General features: G+C 61.9%; 17 protein-coding genes. 11 read left to right on the top strand and 6 right to left on the bottom strand.

The annotated features are described in order from the left end of the window. Both NKJ01_RS25480 and NKJ01_RS25485 read left to right on the top strand, forming a co-directional pair. The coding region (locus tag NKJ01_RS25480) for a hypothetical protein (protein WP_352732047.1) at positions 1 to 385 on the top strand (385 nt) is incomplete at its 5' end. Positions 386 to 759: 374 nt separating this feature from the next. Beyond that, a complete protein-coding gene (locus NKJ01_RS25485) occupies positions 760 to 1,557 on the top strand; it encodes a DUF2971 domain-containing protein (RefSeq protein WP_352732049.1) in 798 nt (265 codons plus the stop codon). Between the two features lie 184 nt (positions 1,558 to 1,741). On the opposite strand, the gene NKJ01_RS25490 is transcribed toward NKJ01_RS25485, so the two are convergent. Next, positions 1,742 to 2,641 carry a DUF6615 family protein gene (locus NKJ01_RS25490; RefSeq protein WP_352732145.1) on the bottom strand — a complete coding sequence of 300 codons (900 nt, stop codon included), beginning with the start codon at positions 2,639 to 2,641 and terminating at the stop codon, positions 1,742 to 1,744. A 642-nt stretch (positions 2,642 to 3,283) separates the two neighbouring features. On the opposite strand from NKJ01_RS25490, the gene NKJ01_RS25495 reads away from it, so the two are divergent. The 5 genes from NKJ01_RS25495 to NKJ01_RS25515 all read left to right on the top strand — a co-directional run bounded on the left by NKJ01_RS25495 (position 3,284) and on the right by NKJ01_RS25515 (position 14,993). Beyond that, entirely contained in the window at positions 3,284 to 5,428 is a 2,145-nt protein-coding gene (locus tag NKJ01_RS25495; RefSeq protein WP_352732052.1) for a hypothetical protein, read from the top strand. After that, positions 5,425 to 6,309 carry a hypothetical protein gene (locus NKJ01_RS25500; RefSeq protein ID WP_352732055.1) on the top strand — a complete coding sequence of 295 codons (885 nt, stop codon included), beginning with the start codon at positions 5,425 to 5,427 and terminating at the stop codon, positions 6,307 to 6,309. The genes NKJ01_RS25495 and NKJ01_RS25500 overlap by 4 nt, the downstream gene beginning before the upstream one ends. Beyond that, on the top strand, positions 6,310 to 11,811 hold the full coding sequence (locus tag NKJ01_RS25505) for a DEAD/DEAH box helicase (protein WP_352732058.1): 5,502 nt from the start codon (positions 6,310 to 6,312) through the stop codon (positions 11,809 to 11,811). It begins immediately after the preceding gene. A 90-nt stretch (positions 11,812 to 11,901) separates the two neighbouring features. Beyond that, complete coding sequence (locus NKJ01_RS25510) at positions 11,902 to 13,809, top strand: ATP-binding protein (protein ID WP_352732060.1); 1,908 nt, start codon at positions 11,902 to 11,904, stop codon at positions 13,807 to 13,809. Continuing rightward, complete coding sequence (locus NKJ01_RS25515) at positions 13,809 to 14,993, top strand: PP_RS20740 family protein (protein WP_352732062.1); 1,185 nt, start codon at positions 13,809 to 13,811, stop codon at positions 14,991 to 14,993. Before NKJ01_RS25510 ends, NKJ01_RS25515 begins: the two co-directional genes overlap by 1 nt. On the opposite strand, the gene NKJ01_RS25520 is transcribed toward NKJ01_RS25515, so the two are convergent. Next, positions 14,914 to 15,468, bottom strand: coding sequence for a very short patch repair endonuclease (locus tag NKJ01_RS25520; protein ID WP_352732064.1), 555 nt, complete (start codon positions 15,466 to 15,468; stop codon positions 14,914 to 14,916). The genes NKJ01_RS25515 and NKJ01_RS25520 overlap by 80 nt on opposite strands. Before the next feature lie 59 nt (positions 15,469 to 15,527). Further along, entirely contained in the window at positions 15,528 to 16,577 is a 1,050-nt protein-coding gene (locus NKJ01_RS25525) for a DNA cytosine methyltransferase (RefSeq protein WP_352732066.1), read from the bottom strand. Positions 16,578 to 16,823: 246 nt separating this feature from the next. Here NKJ01_RS25525 and NKJ01_RS25530 point away from each other — a divergent pair, with 246 nt between their 5' ends. After that, positions 16,824 to 18,551, top strand: a complete 1,728-nt coding sequence (locus NKJ01_RS25530; protein WP_352732068.1) for a hypothetical protein — start codon at positions 16,824 to 16,826, stop codon at positions 18,549 to 18,551. 669 nt (positions 18,552 to 19,220) lie between these two features. Further along, positions 19,221 to 19,826: a hypothetical protein gene (locus tag NKJ01_RS25535; protein WP_352732071.1), complete on the top strand. Its 606-nt coding sequence runs from the start codon at positions 19,221 to 19,223 to the stop codon at positions 19,824 to 19,826. Positions 19,827 to 19,990: 164 nt separating this feature from the next. Here NKJ01_RS25535 and NKJ01_RS25540 read toward each other — a convergent pair whose 3' ends face one another. Then, positions 19,991 to 20,137, bottom strand: a complete 147-nt coding sequence (locus NKJ01_RS25540) for a hypothetical protein (protein ID WP_352732073.1) — start codon at positions 20,135 to 20,137, stop codon at positions 19,991 to 19,993. A 92-nt stretch (positions 20,138 to 20,229) separates the two neighbouring features. Then, positions 20,230 to 20,694: a hypothetical protein gene (locus NKJ01_RS25545; protein ID WP_352732076.1), complete on the bottom strand. Its 465-nt coding sequence runs from the start codon at positions 20,692 to 20,694 to the stop codon at positions 20,230 to 20,232. A 311-nt stretch (positions 20,695 to 21,005) separates the two neighbouring features. Between NKJ01_RS25545 and NKJ01_RS25550 the strand changes: the two genes are divergently transcribed. Next, positions 21,006 to 21,452: a Ros/MucR family transcriptional regulator gene (locus NKJ01_RS25550; protein WP_352732079.1), complete on the top strand. Its 447-nt coding sequence runs from the start codon at positions 21,006 to 21,008 to the stop codon at positions 21,450 to 21,452. A 467-nt stretch (positions 21,453 to 21,919) separates the two neighbouring features. Next, positions 21,920 to 22,863, top strand: a protein-coding gene (locus NKJ01_RS25555) for an IS630 family transposase (RefSeq protein ID WP_502905914.1) whose coding sequence is annotated in 2 segments (ribosomal slippage) — positions 21,920 to 22,238 and positions 22,238 to 22,863 — 945 coding nt in all. Because the reading frame shifts where the segments join, the coding sequence is not laid out codon by codon here. A 381-nt stretch (positions 22,864 to 23,244) separates the two neighbouring features. Here NKJ01_RS25555 and NKJ01_RS25560 read toward each other — a convergent pair. Further along, positions 23,245 to 23,595: a sunset domain-containing protein gene (locus NKJ01_RS25560; RefSeq protein WP_352732081.1), complete on the bottom strand. Its 351-nt coding sequence runs from the start codon at positions 23,593 to 23,595 to the stop codon at positions 23,245 to 23,247. Between the last annotated feature and the right edge of the window lie 204 nt (positions 23,596 to 23,799).

A 23,799-nucleotide genomic window follows, 5' to 3' on the forward strand; every position in this document is an offset into this window, starting at 1 on the left:
GCTGGAGCCACCTGCGCCGACGTTTTGTGAAGCTGGCGCGCAACACCAAGTCCCCGATCGCCGAAGCCGCCGTGCGCCAGATCGCCACGCTCTACGTGCAGACGACGGGGCGTTCCAGAAGGTCAACCGCCCCGCCCCTCCACATCTCCAATCTTCACGATCAGCTCTCGATCACAACCAACTTTATCAGGCCGGGGAAAATCATCTCATCCGCCTCGGCCTCCTCAAAAAGAGCTTTGGCACCGTAAAGAAGGGAGAGTTTCCAGATTTCGATCCCTTCACTGGAGATTTCAAGCACAGTTTGGAGGTGTCGCACCTCGGTCAGATGCTGCTCCGCGAGATCGGGATGGAGACACCATTCGATGCCGAGCAGGCGAAGGATTAGCCAGCCCTACGAGGTTCTTGCCTCGGACACCGACTATCGGAAGTTTGATCTCGAATGGCGCTGGACGGCAGGCCAGCTACAAGTCGGGTCTCCTAACCGCTCTTCCGGTTATCGGGCGCGCCTGCCGCAGTCATCTTCCGAAAACGATGCCCGATACCGTGGGACACCATTTTGCATTCCGGCATTGCGCACGGTAGCGATCGACATCAGCCGTGTGAAGGATACCGTAGCGGGAGAGGAATGACACCGCGGAACGGAGCGACGCGACTACTGAAGTGGGCATTTAGATGCCTCCGGGACAGTCCGCTTAGTTTCACTAAGTTGCGGGCTCAGGATCGTGCTATTTCCGCAGCGGGAGATCGGTGGAGGGGTAGATGTCGAAGAAGAAGAAAAGGACGCGCATCCGACGCTACATGTCAATTGCGGCATTGCTTGACACGCTGCGGCGGCAGGAGCTGGCGATCCTGAACCCCGAGAGCTGGGATGACCGAAACGATCGCCTGTTCATGCGTGTGTACAAGAACCACAAGAACGCGGGAGGCCTGTATGGCATGTGCGCCGCACTTTGCGGCGAGACTTATCACCATTGGAAGATCTTCGCGGGCGGCGCATCCGGCGCGTGCCTAGTATTGAAACGGCGGCCGCTCGAAGCCTATCTCGACAGCCATCTACCGGAACCGGGCACGAAGATTAGGTACGAAGAGGTCGAATACCTGAAGCTTGATGAGGTGACGCAACTCTCGCCGTCCGATATCGAGGATCTCCCCTTCGTGAAGCGCTACGGCTTCAAAGACGAAGACGAATATCGGATCGTAATCGAGACAGCAGCCGAACAGCAGCAAATCATCTTCATCGACTGCCCGCACGAGTGGATCGACACCGTCTACATCAATCCCTGGCTCTATGAGAACCAAGCGCAGAGCCTGATCGAGACGATCAGGGAGGTACCCGGTTGCAAGAAGCTGAAGGTCAAGCCGTCGCGACTGACCGACAGCACAACCTGGCGCAAAGCCGCCGAGAGGATAGCCGGGAATGCGGATCTTCCACCACTAACACTGGCGACGGCCGGGAAACCAAAGGTGCACGGTAAGCAGAAGCCGGCATCGAAGACTAATACTCGGGAAACTCCTTCGCCCCGAACACCGCGAAGACAGCACAAGGCGACTCGATAGCCATGAACTGCGAGGTGGTCCTGAGTCGCTGATCAAACCTTCGATGCCGTTTCCAATCACTTGAACAGTGTCTGGTCGGCTACGGAGTCCCGTACGCGGCCGTTTGCTCACAGTCATCCATCGGGACGAAGTTACCAGCAAGCGGCCGCTCTGTTGACGACTAGAGACCCAGTCGCAAGCGCCATTATCCCTCGGTATCTTCGGTGATGATGGGCGTACGGTCGTCGCCGGTTCGGCCAGTGATGAAGGTGACTACTGGACGTTCGACAGTATGATCTACCCTTATGGAAGGACCATCGGAAATACGTCGTCTGAAGTGCCCGTCCGGAGATCCACTTAATGGCTCTGACCGGATGCGCAGGGCAATGTCCTCGTCCTTCGTCCGTGCATTTCCCTTACCGCTCACTTCCCAGCGATCGAGAAGTGAGGCGGAGACCAGGTCCGGCGGCGGCACGCCTGCTCCCTCCCAATCTCCACTCGGGCACAGTATTGCCTCTAAGCCGAATAGATGCTTGCGGAGATGGCTTAGCCGCTTGTGATGCTTGACAGACATCGGCGTGGCTTTCGCAGCCTTGAGCTTGACCGTCAACTCCTTTGCGACATCGGCAGCAAAGGCCAAATTCACCCCGCTCACCATCGGTCCGACACTCGCGAAGAAGAGGTCATCCGCCGCAGATTGGTGATTGTAAAACATGTAAAGAGGCATCCAAGGCGCGGGTGCGTCGGCAAGGCTCTCGAACTGGAACTTGGCCGAACGCGCGGGCTTGTGCAACAACTCATGGTAGGAGCGGTGCTCAATGTTCACTGCCTTCTTGGCGTTGTAGGCGGCGCTCAGGCGCTTGGCTTGTATCCTCAATTGGAGTTCGCGGCCGGTCGCTACGTGCCAGAACCTCAGATCAAGGTCGGCGCCTGTCACGGCCTCGTCCGGATACTGGATGACCAGTTCAGGTCCGGCGAATGCCGCAAGCGCGCCGGTGAAGATGTCAGTCATCGTCTCCTCGCGGAACCGCCCCCGACTAAGCTTCGCCTCTCGGTCCAGGAGACGGCCGATCAGCAGCGGCAGCGTCTTTGCTAGATCGCACATCGTTGTAGACACTTAGTCCCTCGCTCTCTTGCCATCGTCGCGATCCCGAGACTGTCGTCTCGGTCCAGTCAGAAACAGCTTCACGGCCATCCAGCAATACAGAAAGTACGGCCTGAGCTACCTTCTCGGCCTGAGCTACCTTCTCGGATGCGATGCAAATCGCCCTCTCCAACCAAGTGGTGAACAGGTTGCGGACCGCATTTAGAAACATTTTGGCCGCGTACACGATTAGTAATGTCCAAGTAGTATTGCGCGACGTGAGGTTTGGTTTAGGTTGTGCCTCGGTTGGGGGAGATTGTCGGAATGTTGGGGATGTCGGAGGAAAATGCCGAAGCGAATCTTCGGGGCTGTGTCAGCTTCTCCAGAGGGATTCAGTCGGTTCCTACCATCTTACAACTGCGACCCGCGCTACGCTGCCCCGCCGAGGCACGGAGCTGACGGGTGCTGGAGTTCCTCCGTTCGGCCGGCCGTTTCGCTGGGGTGCTGCTCCGTCGCACGCTAACTATGTTCGGCGGTCGGAAAACTGTGCCGTTCGCGCCAGATCCAGCCCGTGAGGTCGTGGCGGCGGCGATAGCGAAGCCGGAAGGACCTTCTCACCCGGCCCACGTCGAGCCATCGGCAGTAGGTTTGACGCGGGGCGAATTGAGCAGCAAGGAAGATGTCATCGAGATTGCTGACGTGTCCGTCATCGCGGACTCTATGGAAGACATAGCATCGGTCGGCATCACTTCGGCCGACGCAGGGCCAATGGATGCGGCCGAGTCTGACATCCCGACCAACGCCTATCACGACTCGACCGGAGAGGAGCAGGCTCAGGCTGCGGAAGCCGAAATTGGAGGGCGGCGGGGTCATGAGACAGCGTGTGATCTCGCCGTCATCGCTGCACCCCGTGTGCTGCCGGAGGCGGAGTGGCTCACGCCCGGGAGTGATGCCCGCCCCTCTCTAGGTGAGTCGGTAAGCGTCACAAGTGCTGAATGCATCGGAGGCGGGGAGGTGCCGCCTCCCGCTGCAGCCGCGATCGCAAGCTCCGAGGTTGCCTGCAGCGTGCCGATGGATGTCACCTTGACCGCTCCACTTCCCATTGGCGTGATGGAAGAGGTATCTGCGGACGCAGCCGATGCTCCCCAGAGTGCCAGCACCAAGGGTCCGGACGACGGGCCAGCGATCGATCCTGCGTCCTGCGCCGATTTACCCGACATTTCCGATGAGGGCGACCACATCATCCCCCCGAGTGACCCACGCCAGCCGGCCGCCGGGGATGCCGGGCGACTTGCGATCACCAGAACGGAAATGGCCGGGGAAACTCAAGAGGCCGCGTCGCCTGGCAGGAGGCCCGGTGCTCCATCGGACGGAGTTGCCCCGGCCGTGACGTTATCCGGTGCCGAATCTGATGCAATCGAGACGCTTCATGCGGAGATAGCTTCGGACATCATCGAGCCAACGTCCTCAGGACCCGAGCGGTCCGCCCCCCAAGGCCGGGTGGTGCCTGGCGAGAATGAAGCCGGCGGAGAGTCGGGGGCTGGCCGACCGCCGATCTACCACCCAAGGCTGGAACGGTCGCGGGCCAGGCGCGAGACCCGGCTTTCGGCTGCCAATGCGGACCGTGAGTATCAGGATTTAGAAGCGGACCTTCAGCTGCTATTCGGCCCAGGTGATTGGGGAATCGAACTCAGCGCGCTGCTGCGCCAGCCGGTCGGCGCTGAAGAAGTCGCGGTACAGGAAGGCGGAGACGAGACTTGGCTGGGCGCGCTGGATGACCGGCTCCTCGAGCCGCTTGCGCTAGCGGATGGTGCCCGTGTGCTCTCGGAAGGGCTGTCGATCGCGGCCGTCGGGTTGCCCATCCGGTGGCATCGCTCATCGCGGGACATTCACATCTTCGGGGAGCATCCAAGCGTCGCAGGATTCGTCAGCCAGCCTCGTGTCGCGATCGGGCGCGAGAACGTGGTCATCTGCAAGGACGAGCTCGTGGGCGTGGCACTCGCTCAGATCGCAGCCACAGGCGCCAACGCTCCCATGAGGATCGAGGGTCCGGGAGTTCCTGCCGATTGGTTCTGCTGGCGCGGCATACGCCCGGCGCGGCCCTCAGCGCCCCAGGATGGCCCGGCGATCCTGCATGCACTCGATCCGCTGCCCGCCATCTCGATCGAGTTGGCGGGAGGCCTACAGCTTGATCGCGGAAGGTGGCTGGAAGGGCACCCGCCTTCGATCCGGTTACTAGGGCTGGTAGAGCCGGACGAACCCGTGCGAATCGACGGTCGCCCCGCATCGCTCGATGGCGATGGTGCCTGGACTGCGGATGGCTGGGACCGCCGAGGTGGTCATCGAATCGAATATGGCGGCATCACTGCCAGCTACGAGGTCGCACCGGGCGCCTTCGTTTGGGATTGGTGGCCCGCCTGGCGTGAGAAGACCGCTCTGGCAGGTGCGCTCGCCTCGACGAGCGGAAGCGAGTACTTCCACACCGATCCCTCCGCGCATCTCATCGGCGCGATGCCCGGTGAGATATGCAACTTCAGCGCAGCGATCGGCGGCATCTACGTCGCTCAGCCGGAATTCGCCCCGGTATGGCTTCTGGCGCGCGCTGCGGGCATGCGAAACTCAAGACCCTCTCTGATCAGCGTGCCGCTCGCTCCCTCTACCCCGGCCCGCGCGGTGGCTTCGACGATCTCCCTGTGGGCACGGACCATCTGCTCCGTTGGACGCAGCGGTGCTCACGGATCGGCGGAGCGGCAGCTGTGGGACCAGTACCTGGCGGTCGCCAAAAGAAAACGAAGGCCGCCGCGATGAACGAGCTTCTCCTCTGGGTGTCGGCGGTCGCGTCCGGCACCGACGCTACTTTCAAGCGCAAAGCAGCGGAGCTGCTTCCCTCCCTGCGCGGCGGGCCAGCCGCGCACAACCGGGCGATGTGGGCGTTCGGCAGCCTGGCACACTGTGAGTTCGGCCAGGCAGCCGGAGGCGGGTGGCGCGTGGCACCGCCGGTGTTTGCCGCAGGCGATCCCGCGACATCGGCGACCGCTGTACTGTGCGGTGCGCGCAGCGACGCGCTCCTCGCGCGCCTGGCTTCCGCTGCAGCGGGAAGGATGTTCACGCTTCCGCAGAGAGGCGCCCCTGATCTAGTGCGCGTCGAAGCGGCATCGGCCGGAGAGATGATCGGCTTGGCACGTGAAATGGGCATCCCCGTGCAATGGAACGCCGCGCTGGCCGTGCTCGCAGCCTATCGAGCCCCTTCGCCTGAGAGCTTTCCGGAGACGGCGCTGCCCAGTGGCGGGTGGAAGGTGTTTCGTTTCTCCCGCTCGCAAATGGTCTGGACGGCCTCCACAGTGGCGGAGGCCGGCAGCACGCAGCGCGGCCTTTTCCGATTCACCTCCGACTACGGCTCCCGCCATATCTTCAGGCACGGCGGAATCTCCCGCGAGGTGCCTCCCGTCGTGGCGAAGTTCTGGGTCCTAGGCCGCCGGCAGCGTGCGATGCGGCTCGACCTGTCCAAGGGTATTGCCAGTTTTCCGATCACGGTTCGGCCGCCAGGCCTCCTCGACCGCGCGCTGGTGGTCTGCTCGGGCGTACTGCCATCCGTGGCCGAGCGACAACTCGTTTACTCCGGGGTGACCTCCCCGGTTGCTACGGGAGTATCGGCCGCCCTGCGAAACATTGGAGAGGGAGCTAACTAGTTGACGAACCCGGTTTCGATTTTCGAGGGCATGCGCGACATCTATCTGCGCTACCTAGATAGCCCCTTCGACCTCCGCTATGACAGCCTGGTCGCCGAGCGCCGAGCGCTTCTCGATACCGATGGGCGCCTCTACCGCCGCCCACTTATCGAACCGGCACCGCCGTACGCTATGAGCGGCCGCAATTTCGCCTCCGCGGCGGCCGACATTCTCGGCGGACTCGTATCGCCCCCGCTCATCACCGACATATCGGATTTCGTGTCACAGGGTCTGTTCCCTGCCGGGCGCGAGCTCTACGAGCACCAATTCAGGGCACTCGATGCGTCGATGCGTGAGTGCAGGGACATCATCGTCACCAGCGGCACGGGTTCGGGCAAGACCGAATGCTTCCTCCTCCCGCTCGCCGCGGCACTTGTCGCCGAATCCGCCCGCTGGGGAGCTCCAGGAGCCCCACCGGCCGAGCGCGACTGGTGGAACCACGACGGCCCGCCCGGACGGCGATACCACCCGCGCGTCTCTCAGCGAGGTCACGAGGATCCCGTCGCGCGCCCGCCAGCGATGCGCGCATTGGTAATGTACCCTTTGAACGCGCTGGCGGAGGACCAACTCGTCCGCCTTCGCCTGGGCTTCGACAGCATCAATGCGAAAAACTGGCTCGACAGTCACCGCCATGGCAACCGACTCTATTTTGGTCGCTACACTGGTCGCACGCCGGTTTCGGGCGATCCGTCTTCCACGAGCAAGGAAGGGGAACTGCGGCGCGAGCTTGCATCGCTCGAGCGGGATGCACTCGCCGTCGCCGGATCACCCGAAGCTGTCCGTTTCTTCCAGAGCATGGACGGTGCGGAGATGTGGTCCCGGTGGGACATGCAAGACAGCCCGCCTGACATCCTGATCACGAACTACAGCATGCTGAACATCATGCTGATGAGAGGTGTTGAGGCACCCATCTTCGATGCCACCCGTCATTGGCTGAGCCTCGACACGCGGAACGTGTTCCATCTCGTAGTCGACGAGCTGCACACTTATCGCGGCACGCCTGGAACAGAGGTGGCGTATCTTCTGCGGGTGCTGCTCGATCGCCTCGGGCTTCGCCCGGACCACGATCAGCTCCGTATCATCGCGTCGTCCGCTTCTCTTTCTGACGATGTCGCCGGGCGCGACTACCTGCACGGGTTCTTTGGCCGCGACAGGTCGCGATTCGCCGTGATCGGCGGCACGCAGCGACCGCTGTCAGCGACGGCGGTGTCATCCATCGCGTCGCACGCGGCTGCGTTTGCCGCCTTTCCCGCGGCGGCCGCCTCGACAGGGATCGACGGAGCGGTCGGCGCGCTCGAAGCCGCGGTCGGAGTCAGCCAGAATGGCCATCTTCTGGCCGGGGACAGGCTTGGCCGCGCGCTCGCGCGCGTTGAGGCGGCGGACGCGCTGCGATCGGTCTGCAGATCCGACGATGGCTCTGGCAGACTGGAGCCAAGACAGACCGCCGACATCGGTGTCCGCCTATTTCCCGCGGAGTCTCGGCAGGTAGCGACGGCTGCGGCCGAGGGCCTGGTGACTGCGCTCGCGAGCGCCGAACTGCCGAACACCGATCCATTGCTACCGGTTCGCGCCCACATAATGTTCCGGAACGTGCAAGGGCTTTGGGCTTGTGTCGACCCCGCCTGTGGGCACATCCCACAGCGCCCTGACGCCCCACCTGTCGGAGCGCTCCATCACATTCCGGCCTCTGGATGCGGATGCGGTTCGCGTGTGCTTGAGCTCCTGTATTGCGAGCCGTGCGGCGAGGTATTCCTGGGCGGATATCGAGGTGATACCAACAATCCGAACCAGTGGCGGCTGACACCGGACTTCCCCGATCTCGAGCAGGTGCCGGACCGGGCCGGCGCGGAGCGCGACTACGGCAACTACGCGGTGTTCTGGCCATCCGCCGGCCGCACCCCGCGATCGACGAGCTGGAGACAGGCGAACGTCCTGCGAGAATGGCGGCGGGCGCGGTTGGATCCGCGCTCCGGTATTTTGACAGCGGGCGTGATTGGCAATGGGCATGTCTACTACGTTCCTACCCAGCACCAGCCGCAGCGCGCCGGCGGCGCAGCTCTGCCGACAGCGGGAGCATTTCCTTCTCGCTGCCCGCGCTGCGACGCGGACTGGGCAGGCCGCAACGTCGGCTCGCCAATTCGAGGGCAGCGCACGGGTTTCCAGAAGGTCGCCCAAGTACTTGCGGACTCGCTCCTGCGTGACATCGCTCCTCCGGGCAGCGAGCAGAACCGGAAGCTTGTCGTCTTTTCCGATAGCAGACAGGACGCGGCCAAGCTCTCAGCCGGGATGCGCCAGGCCCACCATCTCGACGCAGTTCGCCAGGCAGTGGTGGCTGCACTGGAAGTGGCAGGCCAAGGACCCGTCGCCTTCCAAAGCCAGATCGCTGGCGCACAGCTCACACCACAGGAGGCCGCGGCAGCGGCCGCCTTCGTGTTAAGCTCACCGCAGGACGCGATGGTCATCGGATTTGCAGCCGGTCCGTTGGCGGGGCAGCCGTGCCCCTATTCGCCCGGCTCCACTTTCGCGCAGGCGGCGGCGGCGATCCTCGCCCGGACAGCGGGTCCGTTTCTCGTCGGCGACGTGTTTCGCGATGCAGAACTCCAGCTTCTTGCGGCCGGAATCAATCCAGGAGGGTACGCCCAAGACAGCCTTTGGACCGCTCCAGATCGGAAGACGGGCAGCTGGCGGGAGCTCTTCGACTGGGCAACAACGCCGCCGTCGCCATTACCGGGAGGGCTGTCCGTCGAGCAGGACGAGCATCTTCGGCGGCTGCGCCGCAGCGCTCATGCGGCGGTGCTGAACGTGATTTTCGCCTCGGGACGCCGCGGACTGGAAGCGCTTCAGATCGCACACGCCGCCGTCGGGTCGGGGGCACCGGGGGACGGCGACGCGGTCGTTGTCCAAGCAGCAGACGGCACGCTTCGGCTTCTCGGCGAGCGCCGCCGCATCGATGGCGAGCCCTACACCGCGCTGGGTGCACCGGCCGCGCCAGGGTTCGTCCGAGATTATCTAGACGAGGTCGCGAGGGTCAACGCTCGGCCGGCCGCGGCATTGGTGGCGGCGGTTGAGAACCGGCTCTCCCATGGCGGCCTAGTCACGAGTTGGCTGATTCAGCCGAACCGACTACGGATCGCCCGTGCCGGTGCGGGATCGTGGGAATGCGATGCCTGCCGGCGCGTCCATCTCCATCCGAGTGCGTCGGTATGCACCGATTGCCAAGGCCAGCTGGTAGGCCCCCAGGCTATTGGGGCCGGCGCAACGGCAATGGATTACTACCTATTCCTGGCGCGGGATGCCGGACCGCTTTTCCGCCTCAATTGCGAGGAGATGACGGGACAGACCGGCAAGGCTGAGGCGCGCATGCGTCAACGGCTCTTCCAAGGTGTCTGCCTTCCCGCTCCCGAGGAGATTCCCCTCGTAGACACCATCGATCTCCTCAGTGTAACGACGACGATGGAGGCTGGTGTCGACATCGGATCGCTGCTTGCAGTCATGATGGCGAACATGCCGCCGCTGCGGTTTAACTATCAGCAGCGGGTCGGTCGCGCCGGCCGACGCGGCACCGCACTCTCCATCGCGCTGACGCTCTGCCGCGGTCGGAGTCATGACGACTACTACTTCCAGCGGCCCGAGAAGATCACAGCCGATCCTCCGCCGCAGCCATATGTCGACCTCACAGTGGAGCCGATAGTCCGGCGAGTGCTGGCGAAAGAAGTTCTCCGCGAGGCGTTCGCGGCGCTCCAGCTGTTTCCCGCGGCATCCGGAGACAGCGTGCATGGAGAGTTCGGGGAAACCGCCGCATGGGGGCAGCCCGCAGCTGGTCTTGGCGGTGGGGCTGGCTCGACAGTTCGTGCGCAGGTCTCCGCCTGGATCGGTGCGAACGGAGTTAGGATATCCGCGATCTGCAGTGTGCTTCTTCAAGCCGCAGCTCCTGTTCTTCAGGCGAACCAGAGCGGCTTGGAAGCGTGGGCGGCCGCCAACCTCGTGGCGGAGATCGACGCTGCGGTGGCCAGCCCGCACCTGATGCAGACGCAGCTCAGCGAGCGGCTGGCCAATGCTGGCATTCTTCCGATGTTCGGCTTCCCGACCAGGACGCGCTATCTATTTCACGGTAGACCGGGCCGGGGACAGTGGCCGCCAGCCGATGTCGTTGATCGCCCCCTCGATCTCGCGATCAGCCAGTTCGCTCCTGGGTCGGAGACCGTAAAGGAAGGCATGATCCACACGGCAATCGGCGTGGTGGACTATCAGCTTCGGGGAGGCATCCCCACCGAGATCGCAAACCCACTCGGACCGCCGATCCCCACGGGCATCTGCCGCCGGTGCCAGTCGATCGACGCGGCCGCCGTCCCCGCGTTCACCTGTCAAGTGTGCGGCGCCGGGGCCGCCGATTATCAGGTCGTCGATCTCTCGGAGCCGCGCGGCTTCCGAACACGCTTCGGGTCCGAGCGGGACTATGATGGGACCTTCGAGTGGACCCCGCGCGCGACGCGGCCAAAGCTTGGCCTTTCGGGACCTCCGCTCGCGACGCACTGCAATTTCGGCATCCACAGCGGCGGCCAGACGGTCCACGTGATCAACGACAACAACGGGCAGCTGTTCGAGTTCGAGAGGTTCTGGGATGAGACCTGGGCAACGCGTCAGGCCCTTAGCAAAGTCAACGCGATACCTCGGAGCCAACCCACGGGCGGTCCCGACCGCCGGGCGCTGGCCGCGATAAGCCGCACCGACGTGCTCGTCGCCGGGGTCGACGTGTGGCCATCCGGCGTGTTTGCCGATCCACTACGTGTCGAGGGACGGGCGGCACTATACTCGTTCGGGTTCCTGCTGAGGCGGGCTGCGGCGGTGCGCTTGGATGTCAGTGATAACGAGCTCAAGGTCGGGTTGCGCACGACAGTTGCGGCGGGGAACGTTGTAGGCCAGGTGTTCCTCTCGGACACGCTCGAGAACGGTGCCGGCTACAGCACCTTCCTGGGAGCGCCTGCCGAATTTGAAGCGGTGCTGCAGGATGTTCTTGGACCCGGCCTCCTCGGCCGGTTCCAGGTCATGGCCGGTCCGCACGACCATGGCACGGTGTGCCAGACATCTTGCCACGAGTGCATGCGCGACTACGGAAACCTGGCCTACCACAGCATCTTGGACTGGCGTCTCGCGGTGGATGTCGCGCGGCTATGCCTCGATGCGGCGGCTCCCATCGACTTCTCGCCAGCCTATTGGGCCGGCGTTGCGCAACACGCTGCGGACCGGGTTCATGCAGCGCTTCCGGGATCGTCGCGGACGACCATCGCAGGGTTGGAGGCGGTCATCGCCGCGAGCCGCGCGATCGTAATAGGACATCCGCTCTGGGATGTCCGCCCTGGCATGACCCATCCTGCGCTGACCGCCGCCGAGGTCGCGGGCAGGCAAAATGGGCTGGCCGTCGAGTTCCGGTCCACGTTCATGGCGATCAGGAGGCCGATCTGATACTGCTCGACGCAGGGCGCGGTGCGTCGACAAAACAGCACTCGTGGGTCGCTTGCGATTGCTGCGCGCCCAGACGGGTAAGGGGGATGTATGCAGGATCGCGCTGAAGAGCTGGCGCTTGAGATACGGCGCGGCCGTCAGAGCGGAGATGTCGTCCGAACGACGCTTCGCGTCGACGATCGCGTACTCGCCCGCGTCACCGACGGCATCTACCGCCGGCCATCGTCCGCGTTCCGCGAACTGATCTCGAACTCCTACGACGCGGATGCCACCGAGGTCATTCTGCAGACCGATGCGCCGCGCTTCGAGCGCATTGTCGTCCGAGACAACGGCCTCGGGATGTCGCCGGAGGTCTTGGCCGATCTCGTGACCCACATTGGTGGCAGCTCAAAGCGGACCGCCAAGGGTAAGCGTCTCGGGACGGCGAACCCATCGGACCCAACGCTCTCCCCCGGCGGGCGGCGGCTCATTGGAAAGATCGGGATCGGGCTCTTCTCGGTCGCACAGCTGACGCAGCATTTCCAAGTGATCACAAAGCGTCGCGGGGACGACTTCCGGACCTCTGCGGTCGTTATCCTGAAGACACACACGGAGGAGATGCTAGCCGCCGCCTCCGACAAGCATGCCTTCGAGACGGGCACCGTCACGATCACGAGCGAGCCCGCGACCGACATCGAGACGCAGGGCACCGAGATTGTCCTGATGGAGATTACGCCACAGGCGCGCGAGCTGCTCCAGGGCCTGGACAGGTGGACCTTTCTTGACCGCGCAGAGGCCGGGGACGTGGATGGCGCTCCCCCGATGCCACCGAGCTACCATATCGGGCGCGTGGCACGCGACGATGCCGATGTATATCTCGAGCAGCCCCGGCTGCCATGGGACGTGTCCGACGCTCCGAGTGCTAGGTTCCGGAAGCTGTATGCAGCGGTGCGCCAAGAAGTCCGCACGCGCAAGGCTACGCCCAACATCGAGGAGTCTCTCGATCACTATCTCGGAATGATCTGGTTGCTTAGCCTAGCGGTGCCCGTCCCTTACATTGACCGGCATCCATTCGAGCTGACGGCCGGAGATGGGATCGGCTTCTACAGCCTCACTAGCAGGTCGGCGGAGCCAGTGGAGCTGACGGGTACAGAGACTATCGGGCAGCGGCTTGGGCTGACGAGCACCGTCGACCCCGTCGGCTTGTTCCGCGTGCTCCTCGACGATGTCGAGCTGCTGCGGCCAATATCGTTCGACAGGGATCTCCACGGCACTAGCGAGATCGGTCGCCCGCTGATGTTCTTCGGCAAGGTGACATCCGGTCTGGGAGCGGTCCCCCCCGATATTGGTGGAGGGGCGCTATCCTTCGAAGCATATTTATACTGGAACCAGAAGATCACTCCCAAAGAGAACAACGGCTGCCTCGTCCGCGTGAACAACGCGAGCGGTGTCCTCTTCGATCCCTCCTTCCTGGGCTACCAGGTCTCCGAACTCACCCGTTTGCGTCAGCTCATGTCCGAGGTCTTCATCACCGAGGGACTCGACGCAGCGCTCAACATTGACCGCGAGTCCTTCAACTACAGCCATCCGCACTACCAGTATCTCCAGAAGTGGGTGCATTTCGCCGTCCGCCAGACGACGAACCGGCTCAAGCAGCTCAATAAGGAGTTGCTTGAGACGCGGCGGGCGGCTGCGGCCGGTCATCGTGTCTCGCACCTTGAGAACCTCGTCGAGCGCGTCTGGCGCGATCGGAAGGGCTTGGATGCCGAGCCCCCACCAGAGGTCCGGCTAGCGCCGGGCGGCCAAGCCCTCCTCGCGGACCGCGAACGCGGCATACTGGTGTTCAACGCTGACACTCTCGAGGCTGAGGCGGCGGCACGCGACAGCACCGTCGAGAACACCCAACTCGAAGCACTGGTGAAGGTGCTGAGCGCCTGGGGCCTGCTCGAGAACCTCTCGTGGGAGGAGCAGCAGTCGCTTGTCGCGGACATCGCAGCAGTGTTCGGAGCTCGCCCCTGATGGAGGAGTTCAACGACGACGAGATTCTCGGCCAGATCCTGCGCAAACCGACCGTCGAGGAGACCTCTCAGCGTCCATTCAAACCCTGGCACCGGCCGCGCAAGCAGTGGGTCCGACGATACCAGTGGCACGATTCGCTTGTCGACATGCTGCGTGATACGCACTTTCCGGGCGACGCGAGGACGTTGCGCTATCTCAGCCTTCCCGGCGAGGATCTCCTGGACGTGCGCGTGCTCCGGGAGGCATGTGAGCAGGCGGGCCTCGATCTCCGCTTCACAGGCCTCAACTCGGTGCGGCGGGGGTCTGCCGACGATGTGCAGCTGAACATCTCAGAGAGCGAGGTCCGAGGTCTCGCGCGAATCCACAGCGGCTCGATGATCTTGCGCGAGCGGTTCGAATCTATCGCGAACCGGGGATCGCTTGCATACGCCGAGGTGCGAGGCGGCGGGCCCTTTCATGCAGTGAACATCGACCTGTGCGATCACATCGCGCTTCGCGCGGCTGGTGCCGGGCAGGCGACCGTGATCGACGCGCTCGCCGAGGTCATCCAGCTGCAGCTAACCAATGCGATCCATCCATGGCTGCTGTTCATCACCACACGCGTGTCACCGGACCGTATCGACGCTCGGAACCTTGCCGCGTTGATCAAGGCTATCTCGGACAATGTAGCAGCGAGCGACGAATTCGGACGAAGGACTGGGGAGCTGCTCCGTGCCGAGGGCGACAGGCTCGGTGCCGTGCTAGCCGATCCAGGTTCACTGGACCCGCGGGCCTTCATGAACTTATTCGCACTCGGGTTCGGCAAGTGGCTGCTCCGATTCGTCGGAGCGGCTCACCCGGAACGCACCCTTCAAATGCTGCCGGGCTGTTTCTATGCGGTGCTCCCAGATCATCCCGACATGCTGTCGCTTGGCTTCCGTTGCGACGTTGTGCAGGCACCTGCGCATGACCGCTATCGCTTGGTCGGAGGGGGCACTGAGGTCGCCGTCGCAAACGAAGTGGACCATGGGCTACGCCTGCTCGACGCGACCGACGAGTTATTCGATCTCGACGAGATGCTTGGGCGGGAAGCTCAGCTGCTCGAGTCTCTGACGGTCGAATCCTCTAATCTGCTCCGGTCGGCACACTACGACGTGGATGGGACCGCTGGATACCGCGGCTGGTTGGAGGTCGATGCGGCGTAGCGCGCGGCCCGTCAGGCCGTCGCGGTCTCTTCACGCTCGGTAGTCCTGCGTGGCCTGGGGCGTGTCCCAGCACGGAGGCGAGATGGCTTGCCAGCTCCGGTTTCCTTGCATCGCACTCCCAAATGACCAAGACCCGCCATCCCAGCGCCGTGAGGGCAGCGGTGATCTTCGCGTCGCGCTCGCTGTTGCGCTGGAACTTCGCTGACCAGTAGTCCTGCCGGGTGCGGGGCATTCGCGCATCCCGGCAGCCATCGTGCTGGTGCCAGAAGCACCCATGGACGAGTATGATGGTCCGATGCCTTCGGAGCACGATGTCCGGCGTGCCGGGAAGATCACGGCGATGCAGCCGGAAGCGGTACCCGAGCCTATGGAGCGCGCGGCGCACCGTGATTTCGGGCTTGGTGTCCTTCGATCGGAATTGCGCCATCATCTTGCGACGGGCTGCATCGTCGAGCACGTTCTTCGTTACCTGCATTACCCTAAGCTCTGCACCGAGCTTGAAATCGTCAAGTCGTGAGGCAATTATCGGAGCGCTCAACCGCGTGCGCGCTGCTTCTCCGCGTGCGCGGCTCCAATGTGGGCATCTAGGTCTGCGACCTGCACTTGTACAGAGGTTGCGACTGCGCTGGCCACTGGCGGAGGCACCGCCTCGCTCACCTGGATGATCTGAGAGGAGAGGCTGCCGAGGAGCTCGTATTTTTTGGGGAAACCCTGAAGCAGCATCGCCTCGTAAACGCTCAGCCGACGGCGGCAATCCGGATGGATGTGGACCTCCCGGTGTCCGTATGCGACCGTTGGGCTTGGTAATTCCCAGTGTAGCGTCTTGAAGCTGCGGTGGCGTCCGTCGCCTTGCCGAAGCGCTCCCGGTGTCGTGAACTTCGGTGATTTCGGGCGCATGCACCAATGGTTGGGATGGTGTGCAATGTCGAACGGCTTGAGGTCGCGGTCGAAGAACGTAGCATCGGGGAGATCGCCGATGGCACCCCGGACATCCGGACGTCGCCCCTCTGCGCTGACAACCTTGGCCGGTGGCGACCAGACAGCGTCGCCGTATAGATCCCGGTTAAGGCCGACCACGAAGAGGCGCTCGCGTATTTGGGGCGTGGCGTAGTCGGTCGCCAGCAGGACGGCACGGCTGAGCGAGAAGCCGGCATCTTCGAAAGCCTTCTCAATTTGTCGGAGCCGATGCGCGTGCCGGTCGCTCATCAAGCCGGTCACGTTCTCCATGACGAAGAACTTCACCGGCTTGCGCTGATTGAGCGACTTCAGGAGTTGGGCGTATGCCAACGGCAGAGAATGCCGCGGATCGGCTTCAAGGTACACGGTATTGGCGCGGCTGAAACTCTGGCACGGAGGTCCGCCGATGATGCCCTCAGGCTCGAAGGTCGCCCCATGCAGTCGGTCGAGCTCGGCCAGCGTCAGCTTCGAGACATCACCGACGTGGCCGCGGTGCGCCCCTTTGCGGTTATGATTGTAGGACGCGACGCTGTCGGTACGAAGGTCGAAAGCCAATCCGATTTCGTAGTCCGCAGCCTCGAATCCCAAATCAAGTCCACCTGCCCCGCAGAAGAGGCTGAGTAGCATAAAATGCCTCCTCGGAAATGGCAGCAATCGTCAACAGCACCCCCGCGCAAGCATGCGCGCGCCGACACTGCCCGTCATCGCTCATTGCGACCAGAATGTCGAGGAGAAAGCGTTCTCAGTCCCAGTGTACGCACAACTGGAGTCGGGCTGGGTCGCCTCCCTCCGAGACTGGGCAACATGACAATCGCCTACGGCTGAACCGTGGATACACTACCCTGCATGCAATGCTTGAGAGGTTAGCGATTCGTGGCCAGTGATCTGCGAGAGTTCTACGACTGTCTCAACCGCGAGGAGGCAGAACTCGCGACCGAGATCGCGACCGATGGATTAGGTCTTCTGATGCGCGTCGCGATCAACGAGCTTGATCTCGACTTCGAGGCAATGAAAAGGGGCGGGACGGTTGGTGATGCCGATGATGAGCGCGCCTATCTCATGCGGATGGGCGTGATCCGCATTATCAAGCTGGCGATGCAGGCGCATCCACAGTTCGAGGCTCCCACGCTGACGTTCCAGCGCGACTTGGCATATTCGCTTCCTGTGCTTTCATTGATCAACAAGGTCGGAACCATTGAGCACGGCCGACGGGTGGCGCAGAGCCTTGCCGCGGAAGCCGGCAAGATAGAGAGGCGGCCGGACTGCTTCCGCATCGTCCTTCCGGCCAATCTAATCGATCTCGAGCTGCATGAGCGTGAGCTAGATCGATACCATGTCAGGCGGCAACGAGAAATTTTTGCGCAAGGATACGAGGCGCTCGTGGATGTGCAGGTGGGCGACGAGGTGAGGTCGCTGCTCACCGCGCTCGTCTATCCGTTTCACACGCACTTCATAGGTTACGAAGCCGACCCTACGCTCGACTTATACTTCTTTGGACATGCCTATAACGAGATCCAGATTTCCAAAGGCTTCGACACTTTCCACTTCGCCACAACGTTCGGCAACATGACCTTCCAGCACTATCAACTGGCAGCCATGTTCATAGTGTCGGTGGGAATGAAGCATCGGGCCTACGTGCAAGCGCTAATGGAGAAGGTGCCTACGATCCGGATCGAGGATGTCCTCACGGTGTCAGTCACCACGCATAGCTTCCTCGAGGGCCTTCGAGAATTCATCAACCAGGTCGGCGAGAAATTTGAAGCCCACGTGCCGGTGACGGAAGAAGGCGTTGGCATAATCTTCGCTGTCCTGTCTGTTAGTCGACGCAACCTGGCACTGTTGGATCGGCCCGGCGCGCCGATACCTCCCCTGATCCGGTGCTCCGATCACCATGTGATAAGACCCTTGGCCGGCGCGACCGCCGACAACGTGATGCTGTTCCTCCTCACCTCGCTTCAGTACAATTTCCCGACGGACTACGATCGGGCTCAGCGGGCGCGCGAGGGTGTCATGCAGCGCGCGGTCGAGAGAGCTCTCCGGTCCGTGCTCCCCGAGCTGGAGTATCGAGGAAACATTAAGTTGAGGCGTGGCCGGAAGGTCTTGACGGATATCGACTTGGTGCTTGCGGAGCAGCGCACAGGTCGCGTGATCCTCATTCAGCTAAAGCACCAAGACCCGTACGGTGATGATCTCGCCACGAAGCAGGCAAGGACTGGGCGGCTGAATCAGCAGGTCGGAGACTGGCTGTCCAAAGTGCGCTCATGGCTTGCTGCCGCGGACACCTCCGAAGTCCGAGCGACCCTACGGCTCCCATCCTCCGTGAATAGGCCGACGGTTAGCCTTTTGGTCCTGACGCGCCACTACGCGCATTCGCTCCGCCCGGTCGTCGGCGGCGACGATGCGGCTTTTTCCAATTGGACTCAGTTGGTCACGGCGGTTGCACGACTGCGAGAGCGGAAAGGTTCTGTTCTCGCGATGGATGATCTTATCAAGGAGTTGAGAGGCTTGAGCCTTCTTGAGGAGGAAGACTATCTCCCCGAGCCTCCCAGCGACTGGACCGTTGGAAGCTTGCGCTTCACGATCGAACAGGAGCGGAATTGAGCGTTATCTCAGAACTACTGAGGGCATATGACTGCCTCAAGCAACTGACGACGAGGTTACACGGCAGCTCGGAGGTGGTGCGGCGGGAGGCCACAGCGTGCATTCGCGGTCGTCGAGGTGAAATTGAACCTAGCCAAATGGCCGAGATGGGGCACAGAGCTGGGTCGCCAACCCTGCGACGATCCTGCCTCTAACCGAGATTGCGGTTATACGGAAAGCGGAAACGACAGGTTGACTTCAAAGGTCGCCGCACGGGTTTCCCAGTTTCCCAGCTAACAAGCTTTGACCCCTTCGAGGCCAGCGAGCCTTCACAGCGGATGCTTCAAAAGTAGCGATTCCGGGACGACTGAACGCGATCATCGGGAAAGCCCGGGACGCTGTGGCCAGGAGACATCGAGGGAACGGTATATCGGACGGTTGAAAGGCACCGACAGGAATGCAGAATGGGAATGCCCAGGCACTGTCGGATTTGCTGAATGACCTTAAGAACGGGTCAGATGACTGGAAAGCAAATATTTGCAGCGAATGGCGGCACATCACGATCCGGGAATGTGAGACAACGAACCCAGATCGTGATGTCGCGCAGCATTACTCATGACCCCTTGCAAATTGCGATCAGGCGGTTGAGACCGGGATTCTTCACGATCCACCCCGAAATCTGGATGCCCTATGCTCAGCCTCACAGTTTTTCTGAATCTCCTCCCTGACATCAAGCCGTTGAAAGCCCGCCAGTTGATCCTCGAGGGATCGTTGCTGACCGACGAGCAGCGCCAGGACATCCGCATGCGCGATCTCAACGTCTTCGACACCTTGCTGGAGGTGGGCCCCGATGCCGCGGCCGCAATCGTGGAAATCTACAAGGCAGGCAAGCTGCCGATGCAAAAGGCCTCGTTCCGTCCTGCCGCGGTTCCGGAGGCCGAAGCCTATCTGGCAGACGCACCTCGATACCGCGCCGAGATCGCGGAACGGCAACGCCTCGAGAGGGCCGTCAGGGATCCATCAGTCCTCCGGGAGTCAGACCTCGATAATTATCGCCTCCTCGATCGCCTGTTCTTTGCCCTCAAGGGCTCCGGCGACGGCACCCTCGTCCTCGCAGGGATTATTGTGACCAAGAGCCTAGTTGGCTACTCGAGCAATTCTGGCAAGACGACCGGATGGCGGGTTTCGTTCTCATGGACGGCCAGTGACGGCCAGAAGCGGTTGATCGAGAAAGTGCCGCCGGAGGCCGACAACCGCCGGAACGACCCCGAGCGGAACTGGGGATTGCACGAATAACGCCTTATCGAGGGCCAGTGTGGCGACTTTCTCGCGTCTCGCGTGGGTCGCCTACTGCCGATCAGCCTTCAACCTATACACTCATGCGAGATGCTGATTATCGGCTGTCCTTGCCAAAAAGGCTGCCGCCAGCAGCGCGACCTGCTTTCCCGAAAGGCTTCCCTTCATGGTGCGGCTGCTATCGCTCCAATGGCGCTCCAGACGTCCGACCCCCAGACGAGTTCGACCACCTTGGAGCCTACATCGCGCAGCGCATTGCCCATGTCGTCATCACCAAGGCCGTGAAGCCGCGTTGCGCGATTGAAATCCATTCGATCGGCAAGGCAGGCATCGCTTAAGAAAACATCCCCCTACATGGCACCGCTCAGCCGAGATTCGGCAGCTGCGCCCATGGCTGCTATGATCATCTTTGCACGCGCTGAAACGGCTCGCTGTTCGGGGCGGTACCGATGTTCAACAGACGCGCGTTGAGTTCATCCACCGAGATCGGCTCGCAGCCCGGATACGCCTGTCGGTAGGCCACTTGCAGTTCTCGCGATACGGCTGGCCCATAGCAGATCGCCTCGGAGTCCAGCACGATTCTACCATCTGCACTGCGCCAACTGGGCCCGGCTCCGATTTCGATGCTGTGCACTGCCTGATCGAAAGGAACGCCCATGTCCTCGGCGGTAAGAAGTCGGCCAACTGCATGGCCCGCCTCGTGCACTGCCGTGATACGGTCAATCGTTCTCGTCCGTGCCTGCGCTTGCGCAGCACGCCTTGCGTTGCGATTCATTACGCTTTCTATGTCGGTGTGCCTGGTCACGCCTTGTTTGCTGGCCGACTTAGCTGATGGAGAAATGCTGACATCGATCAGTAATACGCGCAATCCAAAGACACCCTGCCGACGGCACCGCTGGGGGAACTTCGTCGGGCTCGGCCAAATCCGTAGTAAGTGGCGGGCGAATTGTGGGGTAGGTTCAAGATCGACGATGGAGCGCCAGATAGTCGTCGCGCATCTCATGCAGACATCGCATGGCGCAGGTGTTTTTCCCGCTTCAATGATCGCACTCTGCCGACCAGACAAGGCTTGAGCCATACGATTGGCAAAGGATACTCAATTAGCCGGCCCCAGTATATTGTGCTGAAACCACCGGCGGTGGATAACGAAGCGGGCACCGGGCATTGGAGAACCGATATATGATTGACGAAACTGATGACCGCGCAGCAGACTTGGCCGAATTGACCGCCGATATAGTATCGGCATTCGTGAGCAATAATTCGGTACCTGTATCGAGTCTGCCCGAACTGATCGGGTCGGTTCATCAGTCGCTGTCCGGCCTCAGAGAGCCCCCGACGCCAGTAGTAGAGCCACAGATGCCTGCGGTTAATCCGAAGAAGTCCGTGTTTCCTGACTATATCGTCAGCCTTGAAGACGGTCGAAAATTCAAGTCGATTAAACGCCATTTAGGCCTGCTTGGCATGACGCCAGATCAATATCGCGCCAAATGGGGGTTGCCGCACGACTACCCAATGGTGGCAGCGACCTATGCCGCGACGCGGTCAGCTTTGGCGAAGTCCATCGGTCTTGGCCGCAAGCCTGTTCCAGCTAAGAAGGCGTCGGCTAAACGGAAGGCGAAAGCGTAGTTCCAAACACGGTTCGCCCCGTCGGTGGCGCTCGAAAAGAAAGGCCGTCGTTTTCCCACAAACGACGGCCCAGCCCCTGGCCCAACACCCCCAGGAAAGCAAAGATACATTAGAACAGGCTAAAATCCGCGGCCGCCTTCGTAAATGCCTGTTCGATGGCCCGGTCGATGGCTGGCGGCGGGACTCTTGTAGTCGCCGAACCTGAGACATATCGGTTTGGGCTGGACGAAAAGGGGCGCACGAAGAAGGTGACGATCACAGGTGGAACCAAGGAGGTCGAAGACATGCAAGGGCATGTTTGGGCTCAGCTAAAGAGACTTGTCGGGAAGTCCCTGACAAAGCCTACCAACTGTGGGTATACGGTCGACGCGATGATTGAGACGGCCAAGGCTCTGATTGAGATCAAGACAGGAGTTTTCGCTCATGACATCTACGAGGCTGTGGGGCAGCTAAGCAAGCCTTATTCGATGGATCTTCGCGAACGGGTTGTTGCGTCAGTTGAGCAGGGTGGCCTGTCGCGGCGGCAGGCGGCAGTACGCTTTGAGGTTGGGATCAGCACCGTCATCAGATGGGTAAGCCGGTTGCGCGAAACGAACAGTCTTGCGCCCGGTAAGATGGGTGGGCACAGGCCGAAGAAGATTGCCGGAGGCCATCGGGAATGGTTGCTGCTGCGCTGCCGGGCTGCGGACTTCACGCTACGCGGTCTTGTGGCCGAACTTGGCGATCGCGGCCTGAAGGTCGATTACCGTTCGGTGTGGGAGTTCGTCCACGCCGAGAAGCTCAGCCAGAAAAAAAGACGCTGATCGCGGCCGAGCAGGATAGCCCGGATGTAGCACGCCGGCGGGCACAGTGGGCAAAGTATCAGGATCGCATCGATGCTTCTCGTCTGGTGTTCATCGACGAGACCTGGACCAAAACCAACATGGCCCCGCTCAGGGGATGGGCGCCGCGCGGCGAGAGGATCAAAGCCAAGGTGCCGCATGGCCATTGGAAGACAATGACCTTCCTGGCAGCGCTGCGCCACGACCGTGTCGAAGCGCCATGGCTGATCGACGGACCGATCAACGGCGAGCGCTTCCAGCTCTATGTCGATGAGGTTCTTGTCCCAATCCTCAAGCCCGGCGACATCGTCATCATGGACAATCTCGGCTCGCATAAGGGCAAGGCCGTGCGCCGCGCCATCCGCTCGGCCGGCGCCAGGCTGTTCTTGCTGCCCAAATACTCGCCCGACCTGAACCCCATCGAGAAGCTCTTCGCCAAGCTCAAGCATTGGCTGCGCAAGGCTGCAAGCCGAACGGTTGAGACCGTCTGTGACGCCATCGGCCAAATCCTCGGCACCGTCACTTCAACCGAATGCAGAAATTACTTCACTGAGGCCGGCTATGCCCCACCTAAATTCATCCCGCTCTAGCGCTCTACCCATCGTTGATAAAGCTGCCTGACGACCTTGAGCCCATAATTCTAATTCCGGATCGGCCATCGCTCAGGCCGCAGATGGCAGCCGCGCTCGATGCTCGGAGAATTAAGGTGTACTTCTACTCAATTGGGCGCGTGGGGGAGAAGCCGACCATCACATTCTCAAACACGTTCATCCGACGAGTCACCAGCCTTGGCCGCAAGGCTGCTCCAGCTAAGAAGGCACCGGCTAACCGGAAGGCGAAGGCGTAGCTCCAAACTCGGGATTGCGCCTTGGGCGGTAACAACGTGCACTCTCCTACGCGACATTCCACCGATGAGGGCCAGCCGACGACCGCCCTGTTTCCAAATTCAAGCACGCCAGCCTTGGGAATGCCTACACCTTTGATTTTCGCCAGCCGGCCCACCAAGCTGCCCATTGAGAGCAAAACCAGCGCTCGCCTTTGGCCGGATTGACGACCGTCTCGTTGTAATATCGCTGACCAGGCATGTGATAGATGCGCTCGCCGGTCTCGACGCTGATGTTGCCTTTGATGTTGCAGCCTTCCGACGCGCTGGAGCCGCCTAGCCGATGCACAGTCGGGAGGGGATGCTGCTCGCTCTGCGGGACGAAGTAGCTCGCAGCGGCAACACTGCACAATAGAACCGGGATTAGCGCCCGCTGCTCCAACAACGAACGTCTGCGCCGCCTTCTAGGCTGAGAAGCCTTTTGCCCTTGGAGGCCCATACCCCTCCCCCCCTCGAGGGAAGAATGCGACTAACGCCGGTTGAAGTCCAGCCGGGACACCTACAAGTCTATTGGGTTATGAAGTTGGTGTGCGTGCCCGACATTCGTTGCGGCGATCTACTTGTGAACGGCCAGGTCACTATGAACTTGAGCAGGGCACGGAATGATGCTCTTGCTTTCGCTTGGTCACAATCCGTTAGATCG

The organism is Mesorhizobium sp. M0276, from assembly GCF_040321755.1.
GTDB lineage: Bacteria > Pseudomonadota > Alphaproteobacteria > Rhizobiales > Rhizobiaceae > Mesorhizobium.

Coding starts and splice junctions, on each gene's coding strand:
- NKJ01_RS25490 (WP_352732145.1), bottom strand. CDS start 2,641: ATGTGCGATCTAGCAAAGACGCTGCCGCTGCTGATCGGCCGTCTCCTG.
- NKJ01_RS25485 (WP_352732049.1), top strand. CDS start 760: ATGTCGAAGAAGAAGAAAAGGACGCGCATCCGACGCTACATGTCAATT.
- NKJ01_RS25510 (WP_352732060.1), top strand. CDS start 11,902: ATGCAGGATCGCGCTGAAGAGCTGGCGCTTGAGATACGGCGCGGCCGT.
- NKJ01_RS25540 (WP_352732073.1), bottom strand. CDS start 20,137: ATGGATTTCAATCGCGCAACGCGGCTTCACGGCCTTGGTGATGACGAC.
- NKJ01_RS25520 (WP_352732064.1), bottom strand. CDS start 15,468: ATGCAGGTAACGAAGAACGTGCTCGACGATGCAGCCCGTCGCAAGATG.
- NKJ01_RS25535 (WP_352732071.1), top strand. CDS start 19,221: ATGCTCAGCCTCACAGTTTTTCTGAATCTCCTCCCTGACATCAAGCCG.
- NKJ01_RS25560 (WP_352732081.1), bottom strand. CDS start 23,595: ATGGGCCTCCAAGGGCAAAAGGCTTCTCAGCCTAGAAGGCGGCGCAGA.
- NKJ01_RS25515 (WP_352732062.1), top strand. CDS start 13,809: ATGGAGGAGTTCAACGACGACGAGATTCTCGGCCAGATCCTGCGCAAA.
- NKJ01_RS25550 (WP_352732079.1), top strand. CDS start 21,006: ATGATTGACGAAACTGATGACCGCGCAGCAGACTTGGCCGAATTGACC.
- NKJ01_RS25525 (WP_352732066.1), bottom strand. CDS start 16,577: ATGCTACTCAGCCTCTTCTGCGGGGCAGGTGGACTTGATTTGGGATTC.
- NKJ01_RS25500 (WP_352732055.1), top strand. CDS start 5,425: ATGAACGAGCTTCTCCTCTGGGTGTCGGCGGTCGCGTCCGGCACCGAC.